The following is a 21533-nucleotide window of genomic DNA, read 5'->3' on the forward strand; positions in this document are numbered from 1 at the left end:
TCAACAATAATACTATGGGCGGAAATATTATCAATAAGGGCGGTCTACGCTCTACTGACAATATTTCGGTTGAAAATAACAAAAATCTGACCAGTCATATTAATAACGATGGTGCTGGTAGTATTCTTGTAAAGAATAATGCTTCCGGCATTATTTCTGGTTCCATTAGCAACACTTCCACCGGTGCCATCAAGATTGTTAATAACAATATCTTAAGCGGACCCATTACGAATACTGGGGCTAAAGGGCTTTCTGATACTGATAATATTAATATTATTAATAACAGAAAAATTACCGGCAATATCACTAACCAAGGAACGGGTAGTATCGAGGTTACCAATAATGCTGATGGTGAGCTAGATGGTGATATTTCTAATGAAAGTTCCGGAATAATATCTCTGATAAACAACGGTAATATTGATAACCAAGCTACAGGAGTCAGCAGCAGTACCGGAAAAATTAACAATTTGAATAACGGCACTTTAAAGATTACCAATAACCATATTATGAGCAGAGCATTTGATAATAATGGTACCGGTACGCTTATAGTAGAAAATAATGGTCAAATGAATGGAAATAAGATTACTAACAATGATGAAGGTACTATAGAAATTCATAATAATCTGGATGGTCATCTTGATAGCGAAATTACGAATACCAAAAAAGGTAATATCCAAATTACAAACGATGATGTTTTGGGTGGTTTAATAGCTAATTTGGGTGAAAGCAAAGGATCAGATGATAATAATATTGAGATTATCAATAGAAAGACACTAACAAGTACTATCCGTAACGATGCTTCAGGGGCAATCAAAATCAGCAATGAAAGCTCAGGTAATCTCAGCAGTAATATTATTAATAACCGCTCTGGTAAGATCAGTTTTATCAATCAGGGGGTAAGCTCTCCTGCACAGATTACCAACTCTGGAACTGGTGAAGTTTCGGTCATCAATAATCATATACTTCGAACAGATGTAACTAATGATGCAACTAGTTCCGGTTTGATATCATTTAGTAACACCGCTGATTTTGATGGTAATCTTATCAATGCCAATTCTGGTTCAATTATAGGCGTAAACACTGGAAACTTTACCGGTACCACCAGTAATTCAGGTTTTGCCAAAAACGGAAAAATTGATCTTGATAACCAGGGTATTTGGACAAATACCGGCAATTCTGTGCTTACCAATCTGACAAACAGCAAAGGAACGATTAAATTTCCAGAGATTCCTTCAGTAGATGCTGCAGATAAAGATAAATACCATAGCATAACAGTAAAAGGTGACTATACGGGTGGTGGTCAGATGTACGTTAATACGTTCTGGAATAAGGATGGCACCACTTACAGTGACCGTGTAGACATTGCTGGAAATGTAATCGGGAATAAACCGACAACTGTACATACAGCCAATAAAAATGGAATCTATGGTGATGTAACGCAGAAAGAAATACCTATCCATTCTGCTGTCGTTGTACACGTAGACGGACAAACAACAGGAAGTGACTTTACAGGTAAAGCTCCAACTACAAATGCCGGTGAAGCACAGCTTGAAAAAATCAACACAACCCGTGCGGATGGTTCAGCAGGAACAGATTATGCATGGACTTTAAAAGCTAAGGGCAAAACTGGTCCAGACAAACCCAATCCACCTGAAGTACCCATTTATGCAGAACCGGTATCAGGCTATGTACAAATGCCTACAGCAGATATGGAACTAGGCTTTACTACGATCGGTACATTGCATGAACGTCGTAGTGAAAATCAGACTTACAATATCAACGGTACCAATAATACGGCTCTAGGTGAAGACCAACAGCAAACTTGGGCCAGAGTAGTTGTAAAACATCTGGATAAAGATGGTAAGAAACGTTTGGATACAGCCGGAAATCAGTCTGTTCTTCAAATTGGTCACGATTTTATATTGGATGAAAACGATAAAAATGGTACACGCCGACATGTAGGTGGCTATGTAGCTTATGGTCATAATGAAAATGACTTCCGAGATCAATATCGCGCAGAAAACGGTAGAGTTGTAGATGACCACTACAATGGTAAAGGCCGTACGGATGCAGTAAGTGTTGGTGGCTATGGTACATTCTACGGTATTAATGGTGGCTATGTAGATCTTGTAGGCCAGGTAACTTATCTACGTAATAAATATAGTGCACGCTCTAATGAATCCGAGCATCAAAATGGCTGGGGTGCAGCATTATCCGCTGAAACTGGAAAATCTTTCATTGTTTATGGTAACAACTGGTTTATCGAACCACAGGCTCAGTTGGTTTATCAGTATTTGTCTCTGGATGATTTTAATGACCGTATTCGCCATGTTGATCAGCACGACCCATCCGCATTGCGCGGTCGTGTAGGTATGCGCTTTGGCTATAACGGTGATGTAACGGATAATTTACCACCTTCATCATTCTATGGCGTTGCGAATATCTGGCATGATTTCGTTAATCCAAAATCTGTTGATATTGGCCGCGATAGCTTGAAAGAAGAATATGCTAAAACATGGGGAGAGCTCGGTTTGGGTATTCAACTGCCAATTACCAAACAGAGTGATTTTTACGGAGATGTACGTTACGAGAAAAACTTTGGTAGCGACAAACGTAAAGGTTTCAAGGGCACAATGGGTTATAAATATACTTGGTTATAAACCTGTAATTGCAAAATTGACAGTATGATGCAATAACAGGTTCGCAACAGGACAAAACTGCAAAAGGTTTTGTCCTGTTTTTTTAATTATAGAAAAAAAATTTGGCAGAATAGCTTGACCTTACCTACACGTAAAGGTTTAAGCTATTTATTTTTATAGAGGAATTATCATGAACAGACGTGATTTTCTCAAATATTCCACATTATTAGGAGCAGCAGCCGGCCTGCCATGGCCGGCTTTTGCCAAGGGAAATGCAGCCTTGCCGAAGCTGATAATCCCGCCTTTGCTGGACACTGCCAAACAAACTAAAATTCAACTTACCGTACAGCAAGGCAAAAGCCAGTTTGGCAAAAATCTGATTACCACATGGGGCTACAATGGTGCTTTACTCGGGCCTGTAATTCGCTTGTACCGAAAAAAACCTGTGCAGATTACAGTACATAACCGTCTTAACGAAGCCACTACAGTACACTGGCATGGAATGGAAATATCAGGTATCGCTGATGGTGGGCCACAAGCAAGCATTGAAGCCGGACAAACACGGCAAATCAACCTTACTTCAATACAACAGGCTGCAACCTGCTGGTATCATCCGCATCCGCATATGCATTCTGGAAAACAAGTAGCCATGGGGCTGGCCGGTATGCTTTTGCTAGAAGATGCCAACAGCACCAGCTTGCCATTACCTAAAAACTGGGGAATAGATGATATTCCGCTGATAATTCAGGATAAAAAATTTGATGAAAATGGGCAGATTGATTATCAGCTTAATGTACTAAGTGCTGCTGTGGGCTGGTTTGGCGATACTCTGCTGTGTAATGGGCAGCTGTATCCTCAACATTATGCGCCACGTGGCTGGCTACGACTGCGTCTGCTCAACGGCTGTAACGCCAGAAGCCTGAATCTGGCATGCAGTGATAACCGGCCGATGTATGTTATTGCCAGTGATGGAGGCTTTCTGCCTGAACCGGTAGCAGTGCAGAATCTGTACATGTTGCCGGCTGAACGTTTTGAAGTACTGATTGATACAAGCAATGGACAGGCATTTGACCTACTGACATTGCCAGTAAAGCAAATGGGCATGAATCTAGCTCCTTTTGATCAGCCCTACCCAATTATCCAAATGGCCACCGTACCTACTCGGAACAACGCCACTTTGCCGGAACAGCTTAACAATAAGCTACCTGCCATCCCTTCTGTAGCTCTTCTAACTAATAGACAATTTAAATTGTCTATGGATTCACAGCTGGACACTCTTGGCATGCAGGCTTTACAGCAACTTTCCGGCGACTCATCCATGCATCACATGCCTGCAAACCACGGAAATATGGCTGTGATGCATCATAATATGCAGGCAAACATGGCTGATTTAGATTTGATGCATGCAAATCGGATTAACGGACAGACTTTTGATATCCACACACCAGCCTTTAAAGCTAATAAAGGACAGTATGAATGCTGGGAAATATCCGGTGTAGGCGATATGATGCTACACCCCTTCCATATACACGGTACTCAATTCAGGATCTTAAGTGAAAACGGTAAAATTCCGCCAGCTCATCGTGCAGGGTGGAAAGATATAGTCAGTGTAGAAGGTGCTGTAAGCAAAGTATTGGTCAAATTCAACCACCCTGCTCCATCTAGTTTCCCCTACATGGCACATTGTCATATACTCGAACATGAGGATACTGGCATGATGCTAAGTTTTACGGTATGAATCAAATAATAAGTTCAAAAAATGGAACAATTTGTACTAAATTAGAAACGAAAGAACACACAGCTGATAAATATTATTATATCCTCGCTACTCAGTTGCACATACGAGAATAGATTTATTACTGCTGCGATTTTTTCAAACAAGGTTTGTTGAATACTCTCGGAAAGCTGCAGGCAATCCGAAACAATCTATATTTGGTTAGAATAGAAATATCCCTCAAAACAGCAAATTTTGAGGGATAAATAATAAAAAACAGTTATTGTGGTGCACTGGTGCGAATTAGATAATCAAAAGCACTTAATGCTGCTTTTGCCCCTTCACCGGCAGCAATAATAATTTGTTTATAAGGTACATTAGTACAATCACCGGCAGCAAAGACACCGGGTACGCTCGTTTTACCATAGCGGTCAATTGCAATTTCATGCATGGGTTCAGTTAACTCAACGGTACCCTGCAAAAAGCTGGTATTGGGCAGCAGACCAATCTGAACAAAAATACCCTCTAAAGCTAAATGATGAGCTGTATTGGTAGTTCTGTCCTGATAATTCAAACCATTAACCTTACCTTCAGCACCGGTAACTTCAGTTGTCTGGGCATTTAAGATAACTTTTACATTGGGCAAACTGTTTAGTTTATGCTGCAAAACTTCATCTGCACGCATTTTATCGGAAAATTCGAGCAAGGTGACGCTCTTCACCACACCAGCCAGATCAATCGCAGCTTCTACTCCAGAATTACCACCGCCTATTACAGCTACATCTTTACCCTTAAATAACGGGCCATCGCAATGCGGACAATAGGTAACACCTTTAGTTCGGTACTCCTGTTCACCCGGTACATTCATCGAACGCCAGTGAGCACCTGTAGAAAGAATTACTGTACGAGATTTCAGCACAGCACCACTTTCGGTATGTACTTCAATCAGGCCACCTTCAGTTTTAGCCGGTACCAGTGCACTGACTTTTTGCAGATTCATAATATCGACATCATAACTGCGTACATGGCTTTCCAGATCACGAGCAAACCGCGGACCATCTGTTGTCAATACCGAAATATAATTTTCAATCTCAAGCGTATCCAGTACCTGCCCACCAAAACGTTCTGCCACTATTCCTGTACGGATACCCTTACGTGCAGCATATACTCCAGCTGCTGCACCCGCTGGTCCGCCACCAACAATCAACACATCAAAGGGTGCCTTGGCATTCAATTCATCTACAACATCACTGGCGGCATTGCTATCCAGTTTAGCTACTATTTCAGCAAGCTCCATCCGCCCCTGACCAAACGACTCGCCATTCAGAAAAACAGCCGGCACACCCATAATCTGTTTGGCTTCAATTTCATCCTGAAACAGAGCTCCGTCAATTGCTGTATGCGTGATATTCGGATTAAGAATAGTCATCAGATTCAGCGCCTGAATTACATCTGGACAATTATGACATGTAATTGAATAATAAGTTTCAAAGTGATAGTTGCCTTGCAGATTTTTAATCTGCTGCTGCAAAGATTCTGCTTCTTTAGAAGGATGTCCGCCTACCTGTAATAAGGCCAGCACCAGTGAACTAAACTCATGTCCCATCGGGTTACCGGCGAATATCAGTCCGGTATGTGTACCCGGATTGGTAATTTCAAAACTGGGCTTACGTTCAGACTCACCATCAGTGCGTAAGGTAACTTTATCACTAAGTGCTTCTACATCTTGTAACAGTGCCAGCATGTCGCGAGCACCTGCACTTTCATCCAGAGTTGCTATGATTTCAACCGGTCTGGTTACATATTCTAAATAAGCTTTTAATTGGCTTTTCAGGGTGTCGTCTAACATATTACTGCTCCATTACATTAAAAATAACAATCGATATTCTATTTTTGATAGCCTGTATATTTATTTTACTAAAAAGCCCAGATACCGCAGCCGGTATCCGGACTGAATGGCTGCTAATTAACAGCAGATAAGATGTGTGTGTTTAAGTGCTTAAATTTTACCAACCAGTTCCAAAGAAGGAGCCAGTGTTTTATCTCCTTCTTTCCATTTAGCCGGACATACTTCACCCGGATGAGATGCTACATACTGGGCAGCTTTAACTTTACGTACCAAATCAGATGCTTCACGTCCGATACCTTCAGCAGTCACTTCCACACTCTGAATGATACCTTGAGGGTCTACCAAGAAAGTAGCACGGTCAGCAGAACCTTGACCTTCGCGCATTACACCAAAATTAGTAGCCAGCGTACCATTACGGTCGCCCAGCATAAAATATTTGATTTTAGCAATGGTATCAGAAGTATCATGCCAAGCTTTATGAGTGAAATGTGTATCGGTAGATACAGAGTATACTTCCACACCCATTTTCTGCAATTCATCATAATGATCAGCTAGATCACCTAATTCAGTAGGGCAAACAAAAGTAAAGTCAGCTGGGTAGAAAAAGAATACAGACCATTTACCTTTCACATCAGCTTCACTGATATCAACAAATTTACCATTATGAAAAGCAGTGGTATTAAAAGGTTTAATTTCAGTATTTACATTAGCAACCATAAGTATCTCCTTAAAAAAGGTTGAATTAATTTATGAACGTATATTACACAAAATTCTTCAATAAATATAATCAAATGATTTTATGTAAGTGATAGTTTTTTTTATTTATAAAAATCAGATATTTGATTTTTTAACCTCTGACAATTATTAAAAAGCATTGAGAAAATGATTATTTAATCCATTCTACTGAGCAGATAATGGAAACTGAAACTAAGACGACTTTTGAAATCATTGTTTCTCTGAGTATTTCATTCACAATTAAAACCAGACTATAATAATTAAATCAAGCCTATATATTTGATTACATATTGAAATCTAAGTTTTGATTTCTATTATTACGGGACAGATTTGACTGTACATCCTAACCAGTCATATGCAGGGGCAGAAACCTATGAAAAGTCATATTCTGCAATTAGCCTTATTCCTAGTAGTTTTAGTATGGTCTGGCTATCAGCCACATGACTATCCCACTTGGGGGCTAGAAATATTTCCGGCTTTGATAGGTGTTGCAATACTTATATGTACCTATTCCCGTTTCCGCTTCAGTGAATTGATGTACTGGGTCGTACTGATTCATGCATTAATTTTATTGATCGGAGGCCATTACACCTATGCACAAGAACCAGTATTTAATTACCTATGCAGCTTGCTTGGCTGGTCACGAAATAATTACGATAAATTAGGCCATTTTTTTCAGGGTTTCTCACCTGCCATTATCGCCAGCGAATTACTCTGGGGCTTACACATCGTACGCCAACGTAGTTGGGTAGTCTTTCTAAGTGGCTGTGTATGTATGGCTATCAGTGCCATTTATGAGCTATTCGAATGGATGGTAGCAGAAATCAGTAATCAGGAAGCTGTCGCTTTTCTGGGTACACAAGGCGATGTATGGGATACTCAGAAAGATATGCTATGGTGTCTAATCGGCGCCAGCAGCATGCTGATTTATCTCTACTTCAGTAAACGTCATTTACAGCCAGAGAACGAAGAAAAAACCTTTCACTCCATGCATCAAAGTAAATAATGTTTATTTATCCTAAAATAGTTTATGCTCTATTTTGTTCAAATAAAAGTACAGAAACAATATCCACTAATCAAAAAAGAGTCAAATATTAACTGATGCACTTTTTTCCAGCTTGATTTTGATTTCTTTGATATCTTCTTCAAAAATCATAATCACACCCAGATAAGCCATACCAAACATCATCGCTGTGATAAATGAACTGGCTATAGCCATAACATTCATCCACACCAAACCCAAAGCAAAAACGATAAAGCATAAAGCAAAAATTGCATTAAAATAAAATTTTACCCGTTTAAATTTTTGTTCTTTATGCGTCAGCTGTTCACTTAAATCCTTACCAACTGCAGCAGATTCAGTAGTTTGGTTCATAAGTTCAAACTCCAGTACATGTAAAGCAGAGGAAATCAATTGTAAAGTTTAATTACTTAATGGTACTTATTCTAACCTATATTACTTTTACAATGAAGTATCATTCATTTAAATATGATTTTAAAAACAGGAAATAATATATATTTTACTTCCTCATAGTGATGATTAAAAATTGTCGTGAAAACAACCATCAAAAATACTAGTTGCTTGAAATAAAAATGTTTAGTATTAACTGATTTGATTGAGAATGTAAAAAAATTTATTAAAAATAAATTTATATCCGATTGCTTGGATATTTTTGAGTAATTGAAATGTAATACATGTTGGAAAAAACATTTGAATATAAAAATCAAAAAAGGCTGAAATTAATCCATTTCAGCCTTTTGCTTTTGACAGACTCAAAAATTAGTAAATAAATTCATTTATTTGACAATTTTTAGCCCTTTTTTCCCGCCAGACTGATTACTTTCAGCAGCCGGAATTTTTTCAGAGCTATTTTTCGTATCAAAAGTCTCTTCGGATGTAGAAATCGATGCTTTTTCATCAGTAAGCGGCTCTAATTCGAAGCCCATTCCCTCACCAGTTTCCCGAGCAAACAGACTAGTAACATGTCCGACTGGAATCCAGATATCATGCGATATACCGTTGAAACGAGCTGCAAAGCTTACCCACTCATTATCAATATTCAGATTATGCGCTGCCACAGCACCGATATTGAGCACAATCTCATTATCTCGAACATACTGAAGAGGGACTTGGGTTTTATCATTTACCCATGCAACAATGTGCGGTGTATAACCACTGTCCAGCGCCCACTCATACAGAGCGCGTAGAATGTAAGGTTTAGTACTCAGTTTGCTCATTGTGTTCTCCCTTTATCAAGAATGCTTAACGACGCATGGCCTTCTCTGCCGGTGTTAATGCATCAATGAAAGCTTCACGCTGGAAAATACGTTCTGCATATTTCAGCAAAGGTGCTGCCGATTTTGGCAACTTAATGTCGTAGTGATCCAAACGCCATAACAACGGTGCCAGTGCCACATCAATCATGGAAAAATCATCACCAATAATGTATTTATTCTTGCTAAATGCCGGTGCCAGCATAGTCAGCCCCTGTGTAATGGCTTCGCGGGCTTTATTCATTTCTTTATTACTGGATTCTGGATTTTCCAATACCAGTACATGGCTGAACAGTTCCTTTTCCAGCCGATACAAAACCAGACGGCCGCGGCCGCGCATAACCGGATCTGCCGGCATCAGCTGCGGATGAGGAAAACGTTCATCAATGTATTCATTAATAATATTGGATTCATACAGAATCAGGTCACGCTCCACTAGCACGGGTACCTGATTATAAGGGTTCATCACAGCCAAATCTTCAGGCTTATTGTAAACGTCTACATCTTTTATTTCAAAATCCATGCCCTTTTCATACAGGACAAAGCTGCAACGCTGACTAAACGGGCAGGTAATACCCGCATATAATGTCATCATGATTAATTTCCCAGAATTACCGTATAATATCAATACAGTGTGGTGTCAAAAAAATTATCTAATTATAGACAAATGACTCTATTTTTACCAGAAAAATAGCTTAAGTTTATGTTTATTAAAATTTTTTCTAAAAAAACTTACTTCTGTATAACTACAGCACCTATGCAGGATTGGGTTCATCAAAAAACTGTTGGTGGATGTTAAACTGTGCTGCCAAAGCCTGCGCCAGAGCCTGAATACCATAGCGTTCAGTTGCATGATGCCCGGCAGCGATAAACACAACACCGCACTCCTGTGCCAAATGGTATTGTGGTTCGGATACTTCACCTGTGATAAAAGCATCTACTCCTGTATCAATGGCCTGCTGAAAAAAACTTTGACCCCCACCAGTGCACCAGCCCAGTTTACGAATCTGCTGTTGTGGCCTGGTACTTAACAGTAACGGTTTTCGACCAAGATTTTGTGCCAGCTGCTCAGCAAGCTCTACCGGAGTTTGTGGATGAGTCAGAGTGCCGAATTGCAGCAGGTTCTGTTCCCCACCACATCCGTCAAGCTGCCAACCCATACGTAACCCCAACTGCACGTTATTACCCCATCGTTGGTGTGCATCCAGTGGCAAATGATAGCCAGCAAGATTAATTTCATGGCATAACAGCGTCTGAATGCGACGTTTTTTCCAGCCGGTAATAACCGCATTTTCGTTTTTCCAAAACATACCGTGATGTACCAGTAGCATATCTGCTTGCTGAGCGACAGCAAAATCAATCGCTGCCTGACTGGCAGTGACTGCACAGACGATCCTATTCACCTCATTCTTGCCCTCTATCTGCAGTCCATTGGGGCAAAAATCACGAAACTGGTTTATATCAAGTTGCGTAGCACACCAGTCTAAAATCTCATTTCTATTGGCCATGAATTACCCTATATCAATATGAATACGACTTTTTCTTAATAATATATTCTAGATTAAACAATTGATTAAATTGAAACCTAATAGCACTGGCTATATTATTCATTTTATAAATTGTACAAACAAATTTCATGTATTAATTTTAAAATCATGTTTTGAATAACACATAAATAAATTTCAATACATTGATCTACAAATACAATTTAAAAAATTCTTGTTTAAAAGGAAATGTAATGGGTTTGCATAAATTTTATTTACTTAATAAGCTAAATTAATAGCAGTAGCGAAACGCAAAAATAAATACTACAGGATAAACTTACTATGACAAAAACTACACCAATACTATCTACATCTTTAAACAGTTACAAAAATCTTGCTCTTATTTTGCCTCAATGTTTTCAGGGAAAAACTACTGATTTTAATTTTTGAGTTTTTATAAAAAGAATCATATTAGGAAAGTTTGGATTAAACTAGTATGTAAATACATTCTCAAAGCGAATTTATAATCAAAAGATAACACTCTGAACACTGTAATCATTTCCTGTTGCCAATCTGGATAATCAGCAGATAAATAACAATAGCATATAAGTCTACCGATAATTTCGAAAATTCAAATTTGCATGTACAAGCCAATCTTATACATCATGCAGCATCGACAAAAGCGTACTTAAAAGCTTATTTCAATTAATACATACAAAGCTTTTTCTAGCATTTACATGCTTTATATATTATGAAAGCTAATTTCTTAGTTGAACATAAAATAGATCAATATTAATTGGATATGTATAACTTATATTTAAAAAGCCATTAACTGTTATAAATACAGCTAATGGCCTTATTCTTTATAAAAAATTATCTGAAATTATGATTTATTTAACACGTTGATGCAGATTCTGAATACTGTACACTTGGGTATGAGACAACTGGCTGACACCTTCGCTCATAGCCAGAGCGCCTGCAATAGTAGTATACAGAGGCACGCGCATATTGAGTGCACTGCGGCGAATCGAGTGGCTGTCTTGGATGGATTGCATATCACTGCTAACAGTGTTTACTACCAGTGCAATTTCGCCATTTTTGATGGCATCGACTATATGCGGTCTGCCTTCGGTAACTTTGTTAACTACCTGTACATTAATCCCATGTTGTGCCAGAAAAGCTGCAGTACCGCGCGTGGCACAAAGGCCATAGCCGAGTGACTGAAAATTAGTGGCTACCTGCACGACAGAGGACTTGTCTTCATCCCGTACAGCTAAGAAAACTTTGCCGATGGCCGGCATACGTTCACCAGCACCAAGCTGTGCTTTCAGATAAGCTTCGGCAAAAGTTTCACCTACGCCCATCACTTCACCAGTTGAACGCATTTCTGGCCCCAGAATGGTATCGACACCGGGGAATTTAATGAATGGGAAAACGGCTTCTTTCACTGCATAGAATTCTGGAATAATTTCCTGCGTGAAGCCCTGCTCTGCAAGTGATATGCCAGCCATAACCCGTGCACCGATTTTAGCCAGTGGTACGCTGGTGGCTTTAGATACAAAAGGTACAGTACGTGAAGCACGCGGGTTGACTTCTAAAACGTAGACAACATCATCCTGTACCGCAAATTGCACGTTCATCAGCCCAACAACTTTTAATTCTTTAGCCATAGCAGCTGTTTGACGACGAATTTCATCCTGAATGGCAGGCGACAAAGAATATGGCGGAATGGAGCAGGCAGAATCACCACTATGTACGCCAGCCTGTTCTACGTGCTGCATAATGCCGCCAATTACCACCTGCTGCCCATCGCAGACACAATCTACATCTACTTCGATGGCATGACTGAGGAAATAATCGAGTAATACCGGACTGTCGTTGGATACCTGCACAGCTTCGCGCATATAGGTTTGTAGTTCGTTAGCTGAATGTACCACCTGCATGGCACGGCCACCAAGTACGTAAGAAGGACGTACCACCAACGGATAACCAACTTCTTCTGCTAGCTGTAATGCTTCGCTTTCAGTACGTGCGGTACGGTTTTCCGGCTGACGCAATTTCAAAGTATACAAAATCTTCTGGAAACGTTCTCTGTCTTCTGCTGCATCAATGGCATCTGCCGAAGTTCCGATGATGTTTACACCATTGGCTACTAGTTCATTCGCCAGTTTAAGGGGCGTTTGACCACCATAATGTACAATCAGGCCGTCTGGTTGCTCAGTATGGCAAATTTCGAGCACATCTTCGAGTGTGAGTGGTTCGAAATACAGACGATCGGAAGTATCGTAATCTGTAGACACAGTTTCAGGATTACAGTTAACCATGATGGTTTCAAAACCAGATTCACGCAAAGCCAAAGCGGCATGCACACAGCAATAATCAAATTCGACACCCTGCCCAATACGGTTTGGTCCACCACCCAGAATCATGATTTTTTTTCGCTGACTCGGCTCAGCCTCACACTCTTCTTCATATGTGGAATACAGATAGGCAGTGTCGGTAGCAAATTCAGCTGCACAGGTATCAACACGTTTGTATACTGGATGGAGCTTCAGCTGATGCCGATGCTGTCGCACACTAGTTTCATCAGAAGCCAGCAACTGAGCCAGACGTTTATCTGAAAAACCTTTGCGCTTCAGCCTACGCAAGCTGGCGTAATCAATGTTATCAAGCTTCTGGCCAGATAGTTGCTGCTCTTCTGTAATTAAATCAGCAATTTGAGCCAGAAACCATGGATCAATAGCGCAAATCTGCTGGATTTCGTTAAGAGAAAAACCGGCTCGGAAGGCGTCGGCGACATACAGAATACGTTCTGGGCCAGGATTGGCCAATTCACGCTGAATCACTGCCCTATCATTACTGCGGCTGGTAAAACCGCTCAAACCTACTTCTAGACCGCGTAAAGCTTTATGAATAGATTCCTGAAAAGTACGGCCGATGGCCATAACTTCACCTACTGATTTCATCTGAGTAGTCAGACGATCATCTGCTGCAGGAAATTTTTCAAAAGCAAAACGCGGCACTTTGGTCACAACATAATCAATTGCTGGCTCAAAGGAAGCAGGAGTTCGGCCGCCGGTGATGTCGTTCTGTAATTCATGCAGGGTATAGCCAACAGCTAATTTGGCAGCAATTTTGGCAATTGGGAAACCCGTGGCTTTAGAAGCGAGCGCTGATGAACGGCTAACACGCGGATTCATTTCAATCACTATCATCTCGCCATTATTCGGATTAATGGCAAACTGAACGTTAGAACCCCCTGTATCGACCCCTATTTCGCGTAATACAGCCAACGATGCATCACGCATAAGCTGGTATTCTTTGTCGGTAAGAGTCTGTGCCGGCGCTACAGTAATAGAGTCTCCGGTATGGACTCCGCATGGATCAAAGTTTTCAATCGAGCAAATGATGATGCAATTGTCGGCACGGTCGCGCACGACTTCCATCTCATACTCTTTCCACCCCAGTACGGACTGTTCGACCAACAGTTCATGTGTAGGTGAAGCATCGAAACCGCGTTCACAGATGCTGATAAATTCATCTTTGTTATAAGCGATACCGCCGCCGCTGCCACCCATAGTGAAAGATGGCCGAATGAGTGCCGGAAATCCCACTTGTGTTTGTGCTTCTAGTGCCTGCTCCATACTGTGGCAGATAAAGGATTTCGGTGTATTCAAACCGATTTTATTCATAGCCTCTTTGAAACGGCCACGGTCTTCTGCTTTATCGATCGCATCCTCTGAAGCACCAATCAATTCTACCTGATATTGTTTCAGGATACCTTGGTGCGCTAAGTCTAGCGCACAGTTGAGTGCTGTTTGCCCACCCATGGTTGGCAAGATGGCATCCGGACGTTCTTTTTCGATAATTTTTGCGACCGTTTGCCACATGATGGGCTCTATATAAGTAACATCGGCCATGTCCGGATCGGTCATGATAGTGGCAGGATTGGAGTTCACAAGGATGACTTTATAGCCTTCTTCGCGTAATGCTTTGCATGCTTGTGCACCGGAATAGTCAAACTCACATGCCTGACCGATTACAATGGGGCCGGCACCAATAATAAGAATAGATTTTAGATCTGTGCGCTTGGGCATATTGATACCTTTATCAATGATTATCTGTTTAATTTAGCAGTACGGCAGCATTTTTTACTGATAGAGTGCTTCAGTCTATGCTGGCCATCCATAATTTCAGTGCAAACGCCATAAATAACAGTCCGATGCTGGCTACTGCACCCGCAGCCAGTCGCTGATAATGACGAAACCATTTAACCAATGACAATCCGCTGAAAATAAGCATGCTCAGATAGGTCATACTGCATAGCTGCAGAATGATTGCCAGCAGCAGAAAGCTGATTGCAGGATAAGCGTAATGCGGGTCAACAAACTGGACAAAGAAAGCCAAAAAAAACAGTATGGCTTTCGGATTTAACAAGCTCAACAACAGTGCATGCTGAAATACATAGCGTGCTGATGGCGAGGGTTCCGTACTGGTTGATTCATACAATGATTCTCTGAAAGCCGTGGCAGCCTGCCGACGGTGGTGCCATTGTCTGAGTGCCGAACGTAAAAGCTGACACCCCAAATAAAACAAATACACACCACCAACCAGCTTCAGCAACATAAACAAGACAGGAATGGTTTTAATGATGGACGCTGCACCGGTAGCTGAAAGCAGCATAAGCACGCTGTCGCCTAAAAATATACCGGCGACGGCACAATATGCTGTTCTCACGCCATATTTTCCAGCCATGGCCAAACAATACATGGAATTAGGACCAGGAAGCAAAATGATGGCAACAGCACCAACTATGTACGTTCCCAGCTCAGTAATACCAAACACGGGTGTTCCTGTCTATTTATACTAATTATCAATTTTGTAGCGAATGAAATTAAATTATTTGCTCTGTCTGGCTGTCTGCATGTGTTCGATAAAACGGTCAAATAAGTAGGAAACATCATGCGGTCCGGGGCTTGCTTCAGGATGCCCCTGAAAAGAAAACGCCGGCTGGTTAATCAGGCTGATGCCCTGCAGGGAACCATCAAACAATGATTTATGGGTGATGCGAACATTGTCCGGTAAGGTAGCAGCATCTACTTCGAAGCCATGGTTCTGGCTAGTAATCACTACACGCCCTGTATCCATATCCTGTACAGGATGGTTGGCACCATGATGACCAAAAGGCATTTTACGCGTCTGAGCACCCAGTGCCAGGCCAAGAAGCTGATGTCCCAAACAAATACCAAATAGCGGCAGTTTATGAACCAATATCTCTTGCACGGCATTGATAGCATAATCACAGGGCTCTGGGTCGCCGGGGCCATTAGAGAGAAATACACCATCCGGATTCAACGCCAGCACCTCTGCTGCCGGTGTGGTTGCAGGTACAACAGTTAATCGGCATCCACGTTCACTCAACATGCGCAGGATATTAGTTTTAACCCCAAAATCATAAGCAACCACATGAAACTTAGCTGCCGGCGGCTGTGTAAAACCCTGTCCAAGCTGCCATTCTCCCTGTGTAAATTCATACTGAGTAGTGCAGCTTACTTGTTGCGCTAAATCTTTACCTGCCATGCTGCCGAAAGTTCGTGCTAGCTCCAGTGCTTGGTCAATGCTGGTATCATTACCAGTTATAATACAGCCGGCTTGAGTACCTTTATCACGCAGCATACGAGTAAGACGACGTGTATCAATATCGGCAATTGCCACAGTGTTATGACGTTTTAAATAATCAGCCAAACTTTCTTCAGCACGGAAATTACTGTGCAGAAGAGGTAAATCACGAACAATCAAACCAGCAGCATAAATTTGTTTGCTTTCTGTATCTTCACTGTTCACACCGGTATTACCAATATGCGGATAAGTGAGCGTTACCATCTGCTGAGTATAAGACGGGTCAGTGAGAATTTCCTGATAGCCAGTCATGCTGGTGTTGAAGACAACTTCACCAACTGCCTGCCCTGCTGCACCAATGCTGACACCATGAAATACGGAACCATCAGCCAACACCAAAATTGCGTTTGTAGTCATGGATGAGTCCTTTGGTTTAATCAGACTGTTGCTATAGCGACAGTCAGTTTTTATGGGTAATGAATTGTGCTTTCCTTTACCATTTGCAGGCAAAAAAAAACACGCCACTTCACGCAAAAATACGTGAGCTACGTGCTTGAATATGACAGCAGAATCTGCTTCTTACACTGCCATGAAAGCAATGCATTTTAGCTAATCCTTCCTGCTTTGGCAATGCAGGTATCAATAATAAAAGAGAAAATATTTATTAAATTGCCGGACAGCCCGAAAGCTGTCCTTTACACAAGTATCAAATCTTACAACAATTTGTCAGCGAACATGGTAATTCGGTGCTTCTTTGGTAATCTGTACATCATGTACATGCGATTCGCTCATACCAGCGGCGGTAATTTCCACAAATTCCGCTTTCTCATGCATATCATGAATGGTTTTACATCCTAGATAACCCATGCTTGAACGTAATCCACCTACCAGTTGATGGATAATCTGGCTGATAGGCCCTTTATAAGGAACTCGCCCTTCTATACCTTCCGGCACATATTTGTCAGCACTGGATACATTATCTTGAAAATAGCGGTCAGAAGAACCCTGACTCATAGCACCCATTGAACCCATACCGCGGTAAGATTTATAAGAGCGTCCTTGATACAGTTCTATCTCACCAGGGGCTTCTTCAGTACCGGCAAACATACCACCAAGCATCACAGACGATGCTCCAGCAGCTAGAGCTTTGGCCAAATCACCAGAAAAACGGATACCACCATCAGCAATTAGCGGTACTCCCGTTCCGGCCAGCGCAGTGGCCACATTATGAATAGCTGTCAATTGCGGCACACCCACACCGGCTACAATGCGTGTGGTACAGATAGAACCGGGGCCAATACCTACTTTTACCGCATCCGCTCCTGCTGCCACGAGATCGCGTGCAGCGGCAGCGGTGGCAATATTACCACCGATAACATCTACTTCTGGATAATGCTCTTTTACCCAGCGTACACGCTCAATCACACCTTGGCTGTGTCCATGGGCAGTATCTACAACCAGTACATCAACACCAGCCTGTACCAGAGCTGCTACGCGCTCTTCTGTATCATGACCTACGCCTACAGCCGCACCGACACGCAAACGGCCTTCACTGTCTTTATTGGCATTAGGAAAAGCAGTATTTTTCAGAATATCTTTAACAGTAATCAGACCTTTTAATTCCCAGTCAGCATTAACCACCAGTACACGTTCGATTTTATGCGTATGCATTAGTTCACGTGCATCATTGATGCTGGTGGTTTCACTGACTGTAACCAGACGCTCACGCGGTGTCATGATGCTGGCTACTTTTTGTTGTAGATTGCGTTCAAAGCGCAAATCACGGTTGGTGACCAGTCCGACTACTTTACCGTTTTCCAATACCGGTAAGCTAGATACTTTATATTTGCGACCAGGGCCGATTAAATCCCCTATCAACGTGTCTGGACTGATAGTAACAGGGTCTTTAACCACGCCACTTTCATAACGTTTTACATTAGCAACAGCGCGTGCCTGCCGTTCCGGGCTCATGTTTTTATGAATTATGCCAATTCCGCCTTCCTGTGCCATAGAAATAGCCAGTTTAGCTTCTGTTACCGTATCCATTGCCGCAGAAACAAGTGGCAGATTCAGGCTAATATGACGGGTAAGAGGGGTTTTAAGTATAACGTCGCGCGGCAGTACTTCAGAATGAGCAGGTACGAGTAGCACGTCGTCAAAAGTGTAAGCTTTTTCGACTATACGCATTTTAGGGCTTCTTTATTTGAAGAAAGAGGAAGATTCAGATGGAAGAACTGGCGTGCAATTCTAACAAATCCGCGACATACTGGCAAAATATACTTTTACACATTCTGTACAATCTGGTGTATTGGTAATCAAAAAGTTTTTTTATCGTATAATAGTCAAAACATATATTTTCAAACGCGAAGGAAAAGTAAACATGCGTCACAAAATACTGAAAATGTCACTGGCAGTAGTACTGATGGGCAGCACGATTATGGCAGGTGCGGTAGAAGTTTACACCTGGCGTGATAAGAAAGGCGTAAATGAATATTCAGACGCACCAGTACAACTGACTCCGGCCAAAACCCAGCGTTTTAATGTACGCACACAAGTTGTCACCCCGCTGGCTGCACCGCAGCCCAGCGCTCAGGCTGGTTCGGACACCCTAACTGAGCAACAAGCACAACTGAACCGCAAAATTGAAGAACAAAATAAAAAGACCGATGAACAGAATAAGAGAATTGAAGCACAAAATAAGAAAAATCGTGAATCTGCCTGTAAAACAGCACAGATGAATCGCAAAATGGCCGACAGCCTACGTACCAATAACCGCGATGCGCTGATTCAGCGATATGATGAAGATGTGCGGCTGAATTGTAATTAATTTTTTACTCTTGACTATTTCACTCATCATCCATAAGTTGTGTATGCAGCTTATGGACTTTTTTTATGGCTGCACAGTTGCTAACCTGAACGAATCACCACCATGACCGATATTGCTGACACTTCATCCAGCTCTGAAGATAAAAATAAATTTGATATAGCCCTGTTTCTAAAAAACCTGCCATTGGTGCCGGGGGTATATCGCATGTTGGATATTCATGACAAAGTATTATATGTTGGCAAAGCAGTAAATTTGAAACGCCGCGTGAGCAGTTATTTTCAAAAAACCGACCTGTCACCGCGAATTCAGCTAATGGTAAAACAGGTAGCACGAATAGAGGTCACGGCCACACATTCGGAAACCGAAGCATTGATACTGGAAAATAATTTTATCAAGGCTTTGTCTCCCAAATATAATATTTTATTCCGCGATGATAAAAGCTACCCCTACCTGATGCTTACCGGTCACCGTTTTCCGCAGATGGCTTATTATCGCGGTAATCTGAAAAAACCAAACCAATACTTCGGTCCCTATCCGAATGGCTACGCGGTCAGAAACAGTATCCAAACTTTGCAAAAGGTTTTCAGGCTGCGCACCTGTGAAGATAGCGTATTTGAACATCGTGACCGTGCTTGTCTTCTGTATCAAATCAAACGATGCTCCGGCCCCTGTGTCGGCCATATCAGTGCAGAAGACTACCAGAGTAGCGTTAAAGCTGCTGTTAGTTTTTTACAAGGCAAGACCCGAGAATTAACAGCCACACTACATGAAAAAATGCAGCAGGCTGCTCAGCAACTGGATTTCGAAACAGCGGCGCAAGTACGAGATCAAATTCAAGCATTAGGGCTGATGCAATCCCAGCAATTTATTGACAGCAAGCAAGCTAATCAGAATGATATTGATATACTTGCACTATCTGAAGAAAACGATATTGTTTGTATCCATTGGGTAAGTATCCGCGGTGGCCGTCATGTTGGGGATAAAAATTTTTTCCCAGATACGCGCTTCCGTGTCACTGAAAAGCTCAATCATTACGGTGAAGCTTTTGTGGCTCAACATTATTTAGGTAAAAACAAACCAGATATTATAATCAGTAACTTTCAATTACCTAAAAGTTTATGTGATGCACTGAATGCAGAAAACAGCCGGCAAATTCAGTTTATACATAATACTGTCGGAGAAAGACGTGTTTGGTTACAGATGGCAGAACGTAATGCACAAATGGCCATTGAACAATATCGATTGCAACAACATAGCCAACAACACCGTATTGAAGCACTAGCACAATTACTGGATATGGATGCAGAAAGTCTGAATCGCATTGAATGTTTTGATATCAGCCATACACAGGGGGAAGCTACAATTGCATCTTGTGTAGTATATGAGGATGAGGCTATGCAGCCAGCTAAGTACCGCCGCTATAATATTACTACAGCAAAAGCCGGTGATGATTATGCAGCTATGCGAGAAGTATTAACCCGTCGCTATGGACGGCTGGCTGATAATGATGACAGCATTGGCGCTTGGCCAGATTTAGTATTGATTGATGGCGGTAAAGGTCAGGTACATATGGCTCTAGATGTGTGGCAGGAACTGGGTATTCATATTCCGATTGTAGGTATCGCCAAAGGTCCGGAACGCAAAGCCGGTCTGGAAGAACTTATCATTCCACATCAACAGCGCAATATCCGTGTGGAACCACATAATCCAGCACTGCATTTATTGCAGACAGTACGTGACGAGTCACATCGTTTTGCCATCACAGGCCATCGACAGAAACGAGCCAAAGCCAGAGTTACTTCTTCACTAAACAATATCCCTGGTATCGGCAGCAAACGCAGACAAGCCCTTTTAACAAGATTTGGTGGGTTGCGTGGCGTAGTAGCTGCAAGTGTGCATGACTTAAGCCAAACAGAAGGAATCAGTCAGGCACTGGCTGAAAAAATATATGCTGCCCTACATTAATACAAACATATAATTAGTATAGATTTATATTACATAAATAATTAAGTACTTTTTAATTAACAGCCTAATATAAAATATTGCAAAACACAGAAACCATTACTGGTCAGCAATTTGAATTTATTATTTTTTCCGTTAACCAATATTGCTTGGTTAGATATGAATAAAATAGTTTCTGTGTCTTTCTGCACCATGTGATTAATTGCTTATTTATCTTTAATTATTGCTGATATACAGTCGAGAATTTTTGCAAATTAGTCAATTTTCAAAAATTATAATAATGTATACAAATCCTGAATCAATACCATCATTTATCCTAAAATATTATCTAATAAATGCTTTTAAGCAATCAAAATGATTACTAGCTTAAATAAAAAATCACTTCGCTGTATGGAAGTGATTTGTTTGAACTAAATGTATTGATTCAAAA

Annotated in this window: 15 protein-coding genes; 5 read left to right on the top strand and 10 right to left on the bottom strand. The window is 41.3% G+C overall.

All coding sequences use genetic code 11. The features are described from left to right. Both ACQP6D_RS06480 and cueO read left to right on the top strand, forming a co-directional pair. Positions 1–2660: autotransporter outer membrane beta-barrel domain-containing protein (locus ACQP6D_RS06480; protein ID WP_427857725.1), on the top strand; the 2660-nt coding region annotated here is incomplete at its 5' end. A 169-nt stretch (positions 2661–2829) separates the two neighbouring features. Next, positions 2830–4377, top strand: coding sequence for a multicopper oxidase CueO (gene cueO / locus ACQP6D_RS06485; RefSeq protein ID WP_427857726.1), 1548 nt, complete (start codon positions 2830–2832; stop codon positions 4375–4377). 256 nt (positions 4378–4633) lie between these two features. Here the strand turns inward: cueO and ahpF are convergent, their stop codons facing one another. Both ahpF and ahpC read right to left on the bottom strand, forming a co-directional pair. After that, complete coding sequence (ahpF, locus tag ACQP6D_RS06490) at positions 4634–6202, bottom strand: alkyl hydroperoxide reductase subunit F (protein ID WP_370389910.1); 1569 nt, start codon at positions 6200–6202, stop codon at positions 4634–4636. A 150-nt stretch (positions 6203–6352) separates the two neighbouring features. Further along, positions 6353–6919, bottom strand: coding sequence for an alkyl hydroperoxide reductase subunit C (gene ahpC, locus ACQP6D_RS06495; protein ID WP_267409039.1), 567 nt, complete (start codon positions 6917–6919; stop codon positions 6353–6355). A 391-nt stretch (positions 6920–7310) separates the two neighbouring features. Here ahpC and ACQP6D_RS06500 point away from each other — a divergent pair, with 391 nt between their 5' ends. Further along, positions 7311–7943, top strand: coding sequence for a DUF2238 domain-containing protein (locus tag ACQP6D_RS06500; protein WP_370389911.1), 633 nt, complete (start codon positions 7311–7313; stop codon positions 7941–7943). Between the two features lie 81 nt (positions 7944–8024). Here the strand turns inward: ACQP6D_RS06500 and ACQP6D_RS06505 are convergent, their stop codons facing one another. The 8 genes from ACQP6D_RS06505 to guaB form a co-directional block, all read right to left on the bottom strand. Continuing rightward, a complete protein-coding gene (locus ACQP6D_RS06505) occupies positions 8025–8312 on the bottom strand; it encodes a hypothetical protein (protein ID WP_100141218.1) in 288 nt (95 codons plus the stop codon). Positions 8313–8734: 422 nt separating this feature from the next. Further along, a complete protein-coding gene (locus tag ACQP6D_RS06510; protein WP_369608426.1) occupies positions 8735–9175 on the bottom strand; it encodes a ClpXP protease specificity-enhancing factor in 441 nt (146 codons plus the stop codon). 25 nt (positions 9176–9200) lie between these two features. Then, positions 9201–9806, bottom strand: coding sequence for a glutathione S-transferase N-terminal domain-containing protein (locus ACQP6D_RS06515; RefSeq protein WP_100141216.1), 606 nt, complete (start codon positions 9804–9806; stop codon positions 9201–9203). A 160-nt stretch (positions 9807–9966) separates the two neighbouring features. After that, positions 9967–10719, bottom strand: a complete 753-nt coding sequence (locus ACQP6D_RS06520) for a Nif3-like dinuclear metal center hexameric protein (RefSeq protein ID WP_427857727.1) — start codon at positions 10717–10719, stop codon at positions 9967–9969. An 866-nt stretch (positions 10720–11585) separates the two neighbouring features. Then, on the bottom strand, positions 11586–14792 hold the full coding sequence (gene carB, locus ACQP6D_RS06525) for a carbamoyl-phosphate synthase large subunit (protein WP_427857728.1): 3207 nt from the start codon (positions 14790–14792) through the stop codon (positions 11586–11588). Positions 14793–14862: 70 nt separating this feature from the next. Next, on the bottom strand, positions 14863–15540 hold the full coding sequence (gene leuE / locus ACQP6D_RS06530; RefSeq protein WP_100151944.1) for a leucine efflux protein LeuE: 678 nt from the start codon (positions 15538–15540) through the stop codon (positions 14863–14865). Between the two features lie 54 nt (positions 15541–15594). After that, entirely contained in the window at positions 15595–16731 is a 1137-nt protein-coding gene (carA, locus tag ACQP6D_RS06535; protein WP_267404791.1) for a glutamine-hydrolyzing carbamoyl-phosphate synthase small subunit, read from the bottom strand. A gap of 309 nt (positions 16732–17040) precedes the next feature. Continuing rightward, the gene (gene guaB, locus ACQP6D_RS06540) at positions 17041–18501 is read right to left on the bottom strand and encodes an IMP dehydrogenase (RefSeq protein WP_100141211.1); all 1461 of its coding nucleotides are present in this window, start codon (positions 18499–18501) and stop codon (positions 17041–17043) included. Between the two features lie 193 nt (positions 18502–18694). Here guaB and ACQP6D_RS06545 point away from each other — a divergent pair, with 193 nt between their 5' ends. Both ACQP6D_RS06545 and uvrC read left to right on the top strand, forming a co-directional pair. Then, complete coding sequence (locus ACQP6D_RS06545; protein ID WP_267391943.1) at positions 18695–19141, top strand: DUF4124 domain-containing protein; 447 nt, start codon at positions 18695–18697, stop codon at positions 19139–19141. Between the two features lie 102 nt (positions 19142–19243). Next, the gene (gene uvrC, locus ACQP6D_RS06550; protein ID WP_267409029.1) at positions 19244–21106 is read left to right on the top strand and encodes an excinuclease ABC subunit UvrC; all 1863 of its coding nucleotides are present in this window, start codon (positions 19244–19246) and stop codon (positions 21104–21106) included. Positions 21107–21533 lie beyond the last annotated feature (427 nt).

The organism is Snodgrassella sp. CS2, assembly GCF_050310315.1.
Lineage (GTDB): Bacteria > Pseudomonadota > Gammaproteobacteria > Burkholderiales > Neisseriaceae > Snodgrassella > Snodgrassella alvi_E.